This window comes from Clostridium sp. ATCC BAA-442 (assembly GCF_964239415.1).
In the GTDB taxonomy this organism is placed as follows: domain Bacteria; phylum Bacillota; class Clostridia; order Oscillospirales; family Oscillospiraceae; genus Flavonifractor; species Flavonifractor plautii.
The window spans coordinates 35,068-48,298 of record NZ_CAXSQB010000010.1 but is presented as its reverse complement, the minus strand read 5'-3'; the positions used below and the strand labels follow the sequence as shown (position 1 = coordinate 48,298).

Sequence of the window (13,231 nt, the reverse complement as noted above, 5' to 3'; positions counted from 1 at the left end):
GAGAAAATAAAGAGCGGGGCATCCGTTTCTCATGGATACCCCGCTTAATTGCACACAAAGCACAGCCTATCGTATCAAACGCAGGCGAGGTATGGAAATGATTCGATTTTTATAACAGTGCATAATTTGACACATACACATCATAGTCAAAATCCTTTCCAAAACATAAAATTGTGCTTTACTTCAAATTTGCAATCAGCATTTCACAGCGGCAAAGCCCTTTTCCAGGTCGGCAATGATGTCATCAATATGCTCGGTGCCGATAGAGAGGCGGATGGTGTTGGGCTTGATGCCCTGGTCGAGCAGCTCCTCAGCAGAAAGCTGGCTGTGGGTGGTGGTGGCCGGATGGATCACCAGGGACTTCACGTCGGCCACGTTTGCCAGCAGGGAAAAGATTTCCAAACTGTCGATAAACTTGTGGGCTTCCTCCTGACCACCCTTGATTTCAAAGGTGAAGATGGAGCCGCCGCCGTTGGCAAAATACTTCTCATACAGCGCGTGGTCGGGATGCTCGGGCAGGGAGGGATGGTTCACATGCTCCACCTTGGGATGGTTTGCGAGGAACTCCACGACCTTCTTGGTGTTCTCTGTGTGGCGGTCCAGACGAAGAGACAGGGTCTCCACACCCTGCAGCAGCAGGAAGGCGTTGAAGGGAGAGATGGCGGCGCCGGTATCCCGCAGCAGGATGGCCCGAATGTAAGTAACAAAAGCGGCGGGACCGACAGCGTCCACAAAGCTGACACCGTGGTAGCTGGGATTGGGGTTTGCAATGGGCGCGTACTTGCCGTTGGCCTTCCAGTCGAACTTGCCGGAGTCCACGATGATGCCGCCCAGTGTGGTGCCGTGGCCGCCGATGAACTTGGTGGCGGAGTGGAGCACAATATCAGCGCCGTGCTCAATAGGGCGGACCAGATAGGGCGTGCCGAAGGTATTGTCGATGACCAGAGGCAGACCGTGCCTGTGGGCGATGGCTGCAATGGCGTCGATGTCTGGAATGTCAGAGTTGGGGTTGCCCAGAGTCTCCAGATAAATTGCCTTGGTGTTATCCTGAATGGCATTTTCCACTTCTGTAAGATCATGAGAGTTGACGAAGGTAGTGGAGACACCGAACTGGGGCAGGGTGTGGGCCAGCAGGTTGTAGCTGCCGCCGTAAATGGTCTTCTGCGCCACGATGTGGTCGCCAGCCTGGGCCAGCGCCTGAATGGTATAGGAGATGGCGGCGGCACCAGAAGCGGTAGCCAGAGCCGCCACGCCACCCTCCAATGCTGCGAGGCGCTTTTCCAGCACATCCTGGGTAGAGTTGGTCAGGCGGCCATAAATATTGCCGGCATCCGTCAGCCCGAAGCGGGCCGCCGCATGGGCGCAGTTGCGGAAGACATAGGAAGTGGTCTGGTAAATCGGTACTGCACGGGAATCCGTAGCGGGATCGGGCTGTTCCTGACCAACGTGAAGCTGCAGGGTTTCAAACTTATAATTGTTATTCATGGTTTATACCTCTTTCAGTTTATAGTTTGATTTTAGATACAAAAAGACCGGGGCGTTATTCGCTCCCGGACAAAGAGATATGGCCATGTAATGATCTTATCAAATCACAACAAAGTGAGTGGAGGACATACCGATCCACCCGGCCAAATCCAGTGCCCGGGAGTTCAGCATTCGTCCACAGCGGAAATTGCTGCGCAACAGTTGTTGAAACAGATTGCTCATTTTGCACGCCCCTCTAAAAACCAATTTACTCAGTTGGTTTATGGGATTATACTACCACCTATTTCCTATGATGTCAATAGGTAATTTCATGATTGATTGATCTGATATAAAGACCTGTTAAAGAACCGACCAGGGCAAAAAAGGAGCTATTCACACGAACGGCCCCTTTTCCTTGCTTATGAAATGCACGATTGCTGAATATTTTGAATAATATGCTCCATCAGCGCCACCCGGCGGAACGGGGTCATGAGGTAATAACCGTCGGTGTAGGGGAAGATCTCTTTGGCAATCGCCGTCGAAACGGTGACCGCCAGAGCTTCCGCTGCATCACGGTCCTTCCCTTCATATAAATGAATGATCTCATCGCACACCCGCATGCCTGAAATCTCATTGTTCAGAAAACAGGCGTTTCGGTGGCTCACCACGGGGAATATCCCGCCCAGAATCTTGCCCTGCAGAGTCTTGTGTGCCAATTTCAGGTTGTCCAGCGCCTCGGCGGACAACACCGGCTGTGTCAGAAAGCCGGAAACACCACATGCCTCTTTCTCCTGTGCCCGCCGCAGTTCCACATCAAAATTGCGGGCGTTCAGATTCAGAGCGCCATAGATACGAAAGGGGGTACGCAGGGTATTTTCATTCAGCATATGGACAAAGCGGGCCAGCTTGCGGGAGTTGAAATTGAATACGCTTTTGACTTCGTTCCGATCCTCGGTAGGGATAGGGTCGCCGGTGACCACCAGCACATTGTGTACCCCTTCCATGGACAAGCCCAAAAGCAGAGCCTTGGTAGCATTCAGATTGCGGTCACGGCAGGTCATATGGGGCAACGGCTCTATACCAATATCCCGCTTGATTTTACAGGCCAACAGGCTGCTGTCCGCCCGTGGGCGACCGATGGGACAATCTGCGATCGTCACCGCATCGGCCCCCGAGCCCCGCAAGGCCTGCACCCCCTCCCAAAAGCCCGCGCTGTCGTCATCTACGGGTGGGTCCAGTTCCACGGCAATGACACGCTTACCCGCCTCCAACTTCTCCCAAAGGGAGTTGGACGCATTGGCCGCAGGTTTGAGCAGCTTTTTCGGAGCAGAAACGGTGCACTTAGGAAGCGGCTCTTTCAAAGCCTGCGCCGTCTGGGCAATATGTTCCGGCGTAGTACCGCAGCAGCCGCCTACGATGGAGGCGCCAGCCTGAACGATTTGTGCAATCTGCCCTGCAAAGTAGTCAGGCTGACCGCCGAATACCGTGCGGCGGCCCAGCACGGTGGGGTAACCGGCGTTGGGCATGACAGTCAGAGGCTTATCGCTCAGCTCCAGGGTCTGAATGTATTTCAGCAAATGGCGGGGGCCAGAAACACAGTTAAAGCCCACTGCATCCACCCCAGCCAGTTCCGATGCAAAGCGATACAGCTCGCTGCCCAAACGTCCGGCGCTGGTCATCCCACTATGGTCCACGGCAAAGGAAACCATAAGAAACGCATCCGGATTTTTTTTCTTGAGCCAGCCAGCCAATTCCGGGAGCCCCTCGTCACCAGACAGCGTTTCCACCAGAAAATGGGTCACCCCCTGTTCCAGAAACCACTGCGCCTGCGTCTGGTATAGATCTGCCGGGGCGCGGCTGTGGTCACGGGGCGCGGGGCCCAGATCTGCAAATACATAAGCCCCATAGGGTTGAGCGGCTTGCCGTGCCAGGTGGCAGGCCGCATTTACGATGTCGCAGGCGGTTTCATCGTTCCCATCGGAGAGATCTCCACTGATGGCAAAGGTATTGGTCTTGATGGCCCGGCAGCCGGCCTGCAAATAAGCGCGGTGGATGCGCAGAATTTCCTCCGGGCGGGTCAGGTTGGCCCGTTCACAGCGTTCCTCAGCCCGGCCCGGATGGGCGGCGAAATAAGTGCCCATAGCCCCGTCAAACAGCAAGGGCTTTCCCTGCGATAAATAGGTGCGGATATCCATCATCCCATGACCTTTCTGGTGATCTCCACCGACTGGTGGGCATCCTTGGCGTAGTAGTCCGCATTCATTTGTTTGGCGCATTCCGGCGTCACCACCGCGCCGCCCACAAAGATGACCGGGGGCTCCTCCATAGTGTGCAGCAACCGGATGGTCTTTTCCATGGCGGGCAGTGTGGTGGTCATCAGGGCGGACAGGCCCACCAGGTGCACCCCCTGCTCCTGAACCGTCCGCAGGATGGTCTCCGGCGGCACATCCCGGCCCAGATCCAACACCTCGTAGCCGTAATTTCCCAGTACGGTTTTCACAATATTTTTGCCAATGTCATGAATGTCACCCTGCACAGTGGCAACGATGAGTTTTCCCTTCTTCACGGGCACACCGCCCTTGGCGGCGATAGAGCTCCGGATGACCTCGAATACTGCCTGTGCCGCCTGGGCGGCGCTGAGCAGCTGGGGCAGGAATGCCGTACCCTTGTCATAGTCCTCTCCCACCTTGTCCAGTGCGGGGATCAGGTGGTTTTCTACCAGAGACAGCTCATCCTCGGTCTCCAGCGCTTTGGCAGCCAGCTTTCCGGCATCGGCCTTCAACCCACGGATGACCGCATCGCCCAACGTCAGGGCATCCGCCTTCGGCGCTGCCTGCACGGCAGGGGACTCCGCCGCGAAACGGGCAACATAGGCTCGGCACTCCCGGTCCTCTCCGGAGAGTACACGGTACGCCGCCACCGCGTCCATCATCTCCGTTTGATTTGGGTTGATGATGGGCAGAGTCAGCCCGGCATGCATGGCCTGAATCAAAAAGTTCTGCGTGATCAGCTTGCGGTTGGGCAGGCCAAAGGAGATGTTGGACACGCCCAGCACCACCTGCAGCCCCAGCTCCTCCCGGATGGTCCGCACCGCTTTCAACGTCTCCGCAGCCTGCTCCTGCTGGGCCGAGACCGTCAGGGTCAGGCAGTCAATCCACACATCCTCTCTGGGGATGCCGTGGTCCAAAGCAGCCTGCAGAATGCGGCAGGCGATGGCGACCCGCTCTTCCGCTGTTTTGGGGATGCCGTTTTTATCCAGCGTCAGACCCACCACGGACGCGCCGTACTTCTTCACAATAGGCAGCACACGCTCCAGAACCTCCGGCTCTCCGTTGACAGAGTTCACCGCAGCCTTGCCGTTATAGACCCGCAGCCCTGCCTCCAGTGCGTCCGGGTTGGAGGAATCGAGCTGAAGCGGCACAGCGATCGCGCTTTGCAGCTTCTTTACCACTCTGGGCAGCATAACCACTTCATTCACACCGGGGAAGCCTACGTTCACATCCAGGATGTCCGCTCCGGCATCCTCCTGCTGGACACCCACATCCAGGATATAGTCCAGGTCATTTTCCAGCAGCGCCTGCTGGAAACGCTTTTTCCCGGTGGGGTTGATACGCTCACCAATCACCCGCACACCATTCAGTCGGATGGGTGTCACAGGGGTACAGACAAGACCGGTGTTGTTATAGTGCCGGGATACGGGCTTTTTTCCTTCCAGAACTGCCGTCAGCCGACGAATGTATTTCGGGGATGTACCGCAACAGCCGCCCACGATGGAGATACCAGCCTCCACGCAGGTCAGCAGAGCCTGGGCAAAGTCCTCCGGTCCCATATCATAGTGTCCATCCACCGGGTCCGGCAGGCCCGCGTTAGGCTTGGCAATGACCGGCAGGCGGGTATTCTCACACAGTTCTTTCAGCAGCGGCGCCAGCAGGTCTGGCCCCAGCGAACAGTTCAGTCCAATAGCGTCCGCACCCAGGCCCTCCAGTGTACGGGCCATGGAGGCGACCGTACAGCCGGTGAAAGTCCGGCCGCCGGCATCAAAGGACATGGTGACAAACACCGGCAGGTGGGCGGCCTCCTTGGCCGCCAGCAGGGCAGCCTTGGCCTCGTACAGGTCTGTCATGGTTTCCACCACGATTAAGTCCGCGCCGGCCTTTGCACCAGCTTCCGCCATTTCGCGGAACAGGTCATATGCCCGCTCAAAAGACAGCGTACCCATAGGCTCCAACAGCTCGCCAAGCGGGCCCACATCCAGCGCCACCAGGGTACCGGTACCGGCCGCCGCTTTCTTTGCCACGGCGATGGCCGCACCCACGACCTCCTCCACACTGTGGCCCGTCTTGGCCAGCTTTAAGCCGTTGGCACCGAAGGTGTTGGCATAAATCACCTGGCTTCCGGCGGCGATGTACTCTTTATAGACGGAATCCAGCAGCTCCGGCTCCGTCAGATTCAGCAGCTCCGGCCGGCCTTGGGGAGACAGTCCCCGCTGCTGGAGAACGGTGCCCATAGCGCCGTCCAGGATCAAAAATTTGTTTTGAGGTATCTCAATTCCCACAGTGTTTTCCTCCCACGCGCAATTTGCAGGTCTCACGCATCGAACAATATGCGCATCCACGGATGCGGGCCATCTGGGGCCAGTCGGACAAGCCGATGATGGCGGTGACTGACTTGGATGGGTTCATCAAATAGCTCTCTGTTACATACAGTCCAAGCCGCCTTTGGGTATCCAGTGCGGCGCAGATCTTCGGCTGCAAAGACAACGGCAGATCTCCGTACCCGGGACTGAACCGGTCCGTTCTGTAGCGGTTCGGAAGACAATGCGCCAGTTCCTGCTCCACCTGGTCGCACCCGGCCTCCACCCAGGCGCTGCCGCAGGCAGCCAGAATGACTGCCCTGGACATATCACGAGCCTGTTCCCTGCGCAAAAGGGTTTCAAACTGCGTCCCCAGAGTGCACGCCATCAGCACGGCCTGATCGCACTGCTCCAGCATTTTCGCTGCGTCCGCGCCCGGAAGGGTCAGCTCGGCCTCCGGCAGCAGGAATCCGGCCTCTGTTTTTTGAAGGGAACACACGCGGTAGGTGTATCTGGGCTGTATAGCAGCCGTTAACTTGTCTGCGACAGCAGCCACACTCGCCCGAATGGACTCGGCTGCTTGTCCGCCGATGCCCAGATAACGCAACGCCTCGTCCACATTCAGCTTCACACGTTTCCCCTCCTTTTTCTTCTCTTATCACTGCTTCCATGCAGCGCAAGCTTTCCCACCAATCAATATGGATTAAATTAGTATAGCAACAATCTCCTACTACGTCAATGGGTTATCCGGCTTCGGTTTACTTGTTTTGCACGAAACCTACTTTGCGCACCTATAAAATTATATAAAGAGGGCGGTTGTCTCTCATTCCCCGCCCTCTCGCACAGCTCGGTTCCATTTGTATCCCTATAATCCTCAACAGAAAAAGTTCCGTGTGTTTCACTTAATCTACATATGTTGTTTATCTTGACATTTGTTTTTGTCTGTGCTACACTTCTTCCCATCCCAGAATAAGGAGCGGATCCCATTGAAACAAACCAGCCAGCCCCGGGAAGATCTGCGGCAGCGCCGTACCCGGAAGCTCCTCGCCGACGCCCTGCTCTCCCTGCTGGAGGAGCGTCCGCTGAGTGAAATCTCGGTGGTGGATATCTGCCAGCGCGCCATGGTCCACCGCACCACTTTCTACGCCCATTTCGATGACAAGCTGGCCCTGCTGCGCTATGCTGTGGACGAACTACAGAAATACTTCGAGCCGGTGGACCCCTCCCTGGACCCACGTACCGGGCCCCGGGAGTATTTTATGGTCCTTTTTCACAACGCGCTCTCCTTCCTGAAGTCCCACAGGGGGATGTTCCTCACCGTCCAGGGCGCAGCAGAGTTCTACGTGCTGGACGAGATCATTACGGATGCGCTGAAGCGAAAGCTGTCGGAGAGCGCCCCGGCCGCCGGGTTTGACCCGGAGCTGACGGCCCGCTTCTATGCCGGCGGCCTGCTCGCCCTGATCCGCTGGTGGCTCTCCAGCGGTGCAGACGTTCCAGACGAAGTGCTGCTTCGGCATGTAGAGCACTTCATTCCTCAACCCGAGCTCCCGGTTTAGAAAGGCGGAATCCCACCCATGTCACAAACATCAAGCTCTGAAACCCCTGTAACCAAGCTGGCGCGGTTCATTGTCGACAAGCGAAAGGCCTTCTTTCTGGTCTTCCTGGCGGCGGTGCTCTTTTGCGGCAGCTCTATTGACAAGGTGGTGGTCAACAATGACATCACCTCTTATCTCCCCGCCGAAACCGAGACCCGACGGGGGCTGACCCTTATGGACGAGGAGTTCACCACCTACGCCTCCGCTCAGGTCATGCTCTCCAATGTGACCTACCGCCAAGCCGAAAAGGTAGCCGCTCAATTAGCGGAGCTGGATGGCGTGTCCTCCGTCGCCTTTGACGACAGTACCGACCACTTTAAGGACTCCTCCGCCCTCTTTTCCGTCTCCTTTACCGGTGAGGAGGGCAGTCCGGAGGCGGACGCCGCCCTCGCGGCCGTAAAGGAGCTGGCAGCGCCCTACGATCACTACGTCTTCCCCAGCGGCGATCCGTACGACTCAGACAGCCTTATGCAGGAGATGACGGTCATTCTGGCCATTGCCGCCGCCGTCATCGTAGCGGTACTCCTGTTCACCTCCAAGAGCTATCTGGAGGTCCTGGTCTTTCTCATTGTGTTTGTGGTCTCCGCCATCCTCAACATGGGCACCAACTTTCTCTTTGACTCGGTTTCCTTCATCACCAACGCCATCGCCGTGGTGCTCCAGCTTGCCTTGGCCATCGATTACGCCATTATCTTCTGCCACCGCTATATGGAGGAGCGGGACAACGGTCTGGACGCCCGAGAGGCGGACATTGCCGCCCTGAGCAAGGCCATCGTGGAGATCTCCTCCTCCTCCCTCACCACTATCTCCGGCCTGGTGGCCCTGATGCTGATGCAGTTCCGCATCGGCTTCGACATGGGTATCGTCCTGTCCAAGGGCATTGTCTGCTCCATGCTGTCGGTGTTTCTGCTCATGCCCGGTCTGCTGATGCTTTTCAACCGGGGCATCGAAAAGACCCGCCACAAAAACCTAGTGCCCTCCATCGCAGGCTGGGGCCGCCTCATCATGAAGCTGCGCTTCGTGCTTCCGGCGGTGTTCGCCGTGTGCGTCATCGGCGGCATTTACTGCTCCAACCAGTGCGACTATGTATTCTCCACCAATTCCACCAACTCAGGCAACCGTCCGGAGACCCGTATTGCCATGGACAAGATCAACGAGACCTTCGGCTATACCAACACCATTGCCGTACTGGTTCCCCGTGGGGACTACGACAGCGAGGGTGCGGTGCTCCGCCGGGTGGAGGCCCTGGACAACGTGACGACCGCCACCGGCTTGGCCAACATTGAGGTGGAGGACGGCCGCTACCTCACCGACAAGCTGACCCCCCGGCAGTTTGCCGAGCTGGCGGGCGTGGACATCGAGCTGGCCCGGCTGCTCTACCAGGCTTACGGCCTGAGCGTGGAGGAATACGGCGCTATCTTTCAGGACACGGACGACTATTCCGTGCCCCTGCTGGATGTGTTCCAGTTCCTGCTGGAGCAGAAGGACAAGGGGGTTATCCGCCTGAGCGGAGAGCAGGCCAGCCAGGTGGAGGAATTGCAGGATACCCTGGACGACGGACTCCAGCAGCTCCAAGGGGAACAGTGGACCCGGATGGTCTTTACTGCCGATCTCCCCGAGGAGGGGGCGGAGACCTATGCCCTCCTGGACCAGATCCGCGCCATTGCCGCGGAATACTACGGAGACGATGTGGTGCTGGTGGGCAATTCCACCAACGCCCGGGATCTGGCCGCCTCCTTCACCGGGGACAACCTGAAAATCAGTGTGCTCACCGTGCTCTTTGTGGTGGTCATCCTGCTGTTTACCTTCAAGTCCGCTGGGCTGCCCATCCTGCTGGTGCTCACCATCCAGGGCTCCATTTGGATCAACTTCTCCTTCCCCTTCCTGACGGGCACCAACCTGTTTTTTATGAGCTACCTGATTGTCAGCGCCATACAGATGGGCGCTACCATTGACTACGCCATCGTCATCACCAACCGCTACTTACAGCTCAAGACCGTGCTTGACCGTCGGGCCGCCGCCGTGGAGGCGCTCAACCAGAGCTTCCCCACCGTGCTTACTTCCGGCTCCATCATGACTGTGGCCGGCTTTCTCATCGGCAAGCTGTCCACCGACACCATTATCTCCTCCATCGGCGATACCCTGGGCCGTGGCACCCTGACCTCCATCGTCCTGGTCATGACTGTGCTGCCCCAGCTCCTGGTGCTGGGCGACGCCCTTATCGAGCGCACCGCCATTACCCTCAACCGGGACCGGAAACAGCGCTTCCAGAACGGCACCATGCGTCTGGACGGACATGTCCGGGGCCACGTGTCCGGTTTCATTGACGGCGAGTTCAAGGGCGTGCTCCACGGCAGCGTGGATGCCCTCATTGAGAGCAAGCGGCAGGAACTGGATGAAACGGAGGAATAACGCCATGATGAACTATGCAAAACGGGGCGCCGCCCTGCTGCTGGCCCTGGTATTCTGCCTGGGACTGCTGCCCCCCGCCGGCGCGGAGGGGGATACCATCACCATTCATGATGCCAGCGGGCTGCTCAAGCTGGCCCAAAGCTGCACCTCGGATACCTGGTCTCAAGGGGTAACCGTGGTGCTGGCCGCCGACATTTCCCTGGCTGGTACCGGCTTTTCCACCATTCCCGTGTTCCGCGGCACCTTTGACGGGGCCGGACACACCATTTCCGGCTTCGCCTGGCTGGACAAGGGTTCCAAGGTAGGCCTGTTCCGCACGCTGGGCGAGGGGGCTGTCGTAAAAAATCTGACTCTGGACGGGGTAGTGGCCCCTGGCGGCTCCCAGTCGCAGGTGGGCATCCTGGCCGGTGAGAACCACGGCACAGTGGAACAAGTCACCGTCACTGGCGATGTGACGGGAGATGAGGACGTGGGCGCACTGGTAGGCGTCAACGGGAGCTCCGGCGTGGTGCGGAGCTGCACCAACCGGGCCTCTGTCACCGGAAACACCAACAGCGGCGGCATTGCCGGGCGCAATGAGGGCATGATCCAGAGCTGCACTAACCTGGGGGAAGTCAACACTGGTGGAAACGATGCCGCCACCAACAGCGGAGGCATCGCCGGGCGCAATACCGGCACCGTGGCCGACTGCACCAATCACGCCGCTGTGGGCTACGCCCACACCGGATACAACACCGGCGGCATCGCCGGGATTCAGAACGGCGCGCTGCTTCGCTGCTTCAACGATGGTGAGATCCTGGGGCGTAAGGACGTAGGGGGCATCGTGGGCCAGTTTGAGCCCTACGTGACCCTCACCTACGGAGAGGACCCCATGGAGCGGCTGGACGGCGCCCTGGCCTCCCTTTCCACCCTCATGACTCAGCTCTCCGGCCAAATCCATTCCTCAGCCGGAGATGCAGTGGACGATATCTCCGCTATCCATGGCTCCCTCTCCGCCATCCAGGACGTAATCCACGGAACGGGCAGCGATTTCAACACAGACACCTCAGCCGCCGCCGACCAGGTCTACGACGCGGTCCAGACCATCAACGGGGCCATGAGCGGCCTGCTGGACGAGGTGGACCGCCTCACCCGGCGGGCCAGCGCCGATCTGGACGAGGTGGGCAACCAGCTCACCGCCCTACGCAAGGGGCTGAAAAATCTGACCGGCACTCTGGAGGACAGCCTGTCCGACACCGGAGACAGTCTCTCCTCCACGCTGGACGCACTGGAGCGGGAACACAGCGGTCTTGTGTCGGAGCTGCGTCAGATCGCGGACGAGACCGACCGGCTGGAGTCCTTTGTCAAGGACGCCCTCCAGGCTGCGGCCCGCCTGGATCTGGCTGGCATCCTGGATGCCTATAAGCGCTGGGATGTGGGTTCCATCGATTTCAACGGGCACCTCAGCCGCATCAGCGGCCATCTGGAGGCCATGGGTTCCGACACGTTCCACTTAGCGGACCGTCTGACAACGCTGTGGCAAGAGGCCGGAGATGAGATGGGCGACGCCCGCCGTGACATGGACCGGGCCGCCCGGGCGCTGGAAAAGGCCCTCGATGCCCTGAACGGCCATGTCAAGGACTTCAGCCAGGGCAGCGTGGAGCAGCTCCGGGTGGTTAACCGCCAGGCCGATATCATCGAGGATGTCCTGAACGGCTATCTGGACACCTTGGGCGACAAGGGACAGGAGCGCCTGGACGAGCTGGACGGGCACTTGGATGACATCAGCCAGCGGGTGGATCAGATGACCCAGGGGGCCGGCCAGGCCAACCAGGAGCTGCATGCCACCACCACTACTATCATCGGGCAGCTTGACGAGGCCCGGAAAGCCATTGTGGAACTGACCGAGGTTCCGGAAAAGACGGTGAAGGAGAACACTTCGGCCGAGGGGGCCCAGAGCGGCCCGGGCCGGGTGGTAGGCTGCCGGAATGAGGGCGGCATCCAGGCCGACACCAACGTGGGCGGCATTGCGGGAGCGGTCTCCCCTGAGCTCTCACTGGACCCCGAGGAGAATCTGGAGCTGGACAGTGAAAATCTGCTGGTGGATACCACCGCTCTGCTCAAAGCGATCCTCTACCAGTGTGACAACCGTGGCCCCGTCACCGCCAAGAACGAGTGCGCCGGCGGTGTCCTGGGCCGGGGCGAGGTGGGCGCTGCCCTCTCCTGCACCAGTATGGGACCCGTGGGGGCCGACGACGGCTCCTTTGCGGGCGGTATCGCGGGGCTCTCCCGGGGAGTGCTCCGCTCCTGTGCAGCCCAGGCCGACGTAACCGGGGACAGCAGCCTGGGCGGCATTGCCGGCGAGGGCAGGGATATCGCGGACTGCATCGCCATGACCCGCATCGACGGCAGCGGCGAACGTCTGGGCGCGGTGGCCGGCTGGGCTGACGGCACAGTTTCCGGCAACTATTACCTTCAGGAGAAGGCAGTCGGAATTGACGGCATCGACTATGCCGGACAGACCGCCCCCCTCTCCTTTGGCGCCTTCTCCGCCCTGGAGGGAATTCCGGCGGACTTTCTCACCTTCCGCGTCACCTTCCAGGCCGGGGAGCAGGTGGTGGACACAGTGGAGGTGCCCTACGGCGGCAGCCTGGACCCCGCCGCCTTCCCGGAAGTACCCAGCGACGGCGGGCGCTATGGCGCCTGGGCTCCCTTTGACCACAACCACATCACCCGGAGCCTGACGGTGGAGGCGGTCTACGAGGACTGGGTGACCACTATCTCCTCCGGCGGAGAACGCCCCCTGCTTCTCGCCGAGGGAGCATTCTCTCCCGATGCACGGCTGGAGCTGGCACAGCGGCCGGAGCCGGTAGACGGCGCTGCCGCCTATGACTACCAGATCACGGACGGGGCGGAGCTCCCTGACACCGTGACGCTGCGGGTATGCGCCGACGGTCTTAGGGGCTCTGTGCGCGCTGCCCTGCTTCAGGACGGCTCCGCCGTCCCTATCGAGGCGGAGCGGGATGGCAGCTATCTGGTGCTCACCGCCCCCACCGCCGGTACTCTGCTGCTCAGCGCCTCCGGAAGCGGAACCCTTCTCCCCTGGGTACTGGCCGCCGCGGCTGCGGCGGTACTTCTCGCCCTGCTGTTCCTCCGCCGCAGACGGAAAAAAACAAACGCAGCTGCCTCTGTTTAGGCCAAAACAGCG

At 59.5% G+C, this 13,231-nt stretch carries 7 protein-coding genes; 3 read left to right on the top strand and 4 right to left on the bottom strand.

Going from position 1 to position 13,231, the window contains the following annotated elements; genetic code table 11:
• Nucleotides 1-195: 195 nt before the first annotated feature.
• From ACESY8_RS06405 to ACESY8_RS06390, 4 genes are all read right to left on the bottom strand, one after another.
• On the bottom strand, nt 196-1,485 hold the full coding sequence (locus ACESY8_RS06405; RefSeq protein WP_007488234.1) for an O-acetylhomoserine aminocarboxypropyltransferase/cysteine synthase family protein: 1,290 nt from the start codon (nt 1,483-1,485) through the stop codon (nt 196-198).
• Between the two features lie 398 nt (nt 1,486-1,883).
• A complete protein-coding gene (locus tag ACESY8_RS06400) occupies nt 1,884-3,662 on the bottom strand; it encodes a bifunctional homocysteine S-methyltransferase/methylenetetrahydrofolate reductase (protein WP_204681641.1) in 1,779 nt (592 codons plus the stop codon).
• Nucleotides 3,659-6,019 carry a homocysteine S-methyltransferase family protein gene (locus ACESY8_RS06395; protein WP_054338553.1) on the bottom strand — a complete coding sequence of 787 codons (2,361 nt, stop codon included), beginning with the start codon at nt 6,017-6,019 and terminating at the stop codon, nt 3,659-3,661. Before ACESY8_RS06395 ends, ACESY8_RS06400 begins: the two co-directional genes overlap by 4 nt.
• The gene (locus tag ACESY8_RS06390; RefSeq protein ID WP_434307983.1) at nt 6,009-6,668 is read right to left on the bottom strand and encodes a vitamin B12 dependent-methionine synthase activation domain-containing protein; all 660 of its coding nucleotides are present in this window, start codon (nt 6,666-6,668) and stop codon (nt 6,009-6,011) included. Before ACESY8_RS06390 ends, ACESY8_RS06395 begins: the two co-directional genes overlap by 11 nt.
• A gap of 355 nt (nt 6,669-7,023) precedes the next feature.
• Between ACESY8_RS06390 and ACESY8_RS06385 the strand changes: the two genes are divergently transcribed.
• Genes ACESY8_RS06385 through ACESY8_RS06375 form a run of 3 tightly spaced genes read left to right on the top strand, consistent with a single transcriptional unit; the run spans nt 7,024 to nt 13,219 of the window.
• Nucleotides 7,024-7,593 carry a TetR/AcrR family transcriptional regulator gene (locus ACESY8_RS06385; protein WP_024723102.1) on the top strand — a complete coding sequence of 190 codons (570 nt, stop codon included), beginning with the start codon at nt 7,024-7,026 and terminating at the stop codon, nt 7,591-7,593.
• Nucleotides 7,594-7,611: 18 nt separating this feature from the next.
• On the top strand, nt 7,612-10,044 hold the full coding sequence (locus tag ACESY8_RS06380) for an efflux RND transporter permease subunit (protein ID WP_009256709.1): 2,433 nt from the start codon (nt 7,612-7,614) through the stop codon (nt 10,042-10,044).
• Nucleotides 10,045-10,048: 4 nt separating this feature from the next.
• Nucleotides 10,049-13,219: an autotransporter outer membrane beta-barrel domain-containing protein gene (locus ACESY8_RS06375; RefSeq protein WP_498794668.1), complete on the top strand. Its 3,171-nt coding sequence runs from the start codon at nt 10,049-10,051 to the stop codon at nt 13,217-13,219.
• Nucleotides 13,220-13,231 lie beyond the last annotated feature (12 nt).

Excerpts from the sequence above, each read along its gene's own strand:
- ACESY8_RS06380 (WP_009256709.1), top strand. The coding sequence starts at position 7,612 with ATGTCACAAACATCAAGCTCTGAAACCCCTGTAACCAAGCTGGCGCGG.
- ACESY8_RS06400 (WP_204681641.1), bottom strand. The coding sequence starts at position 3,662 with ATGATGGATATCCGCACCTATTTATCGCAGGGAAAGCCCTTGCTGTTT.
- ACESY8_RS06405 (WP_007488234.1), bottom strand. The coding sequence starts at position 1,485 with ATGAATAACAATTATAAGTTTGAAACCCTGCAGCTTCACGTTGGTCAG.
- ACESY8_RS06375 (WP_498794668.1), top strand. The coding sequence starts at position 10,049 with ATGATGAACTATGCAAAACGGGGCGCCGCCCTGCTGCTGGCCCTGGTA.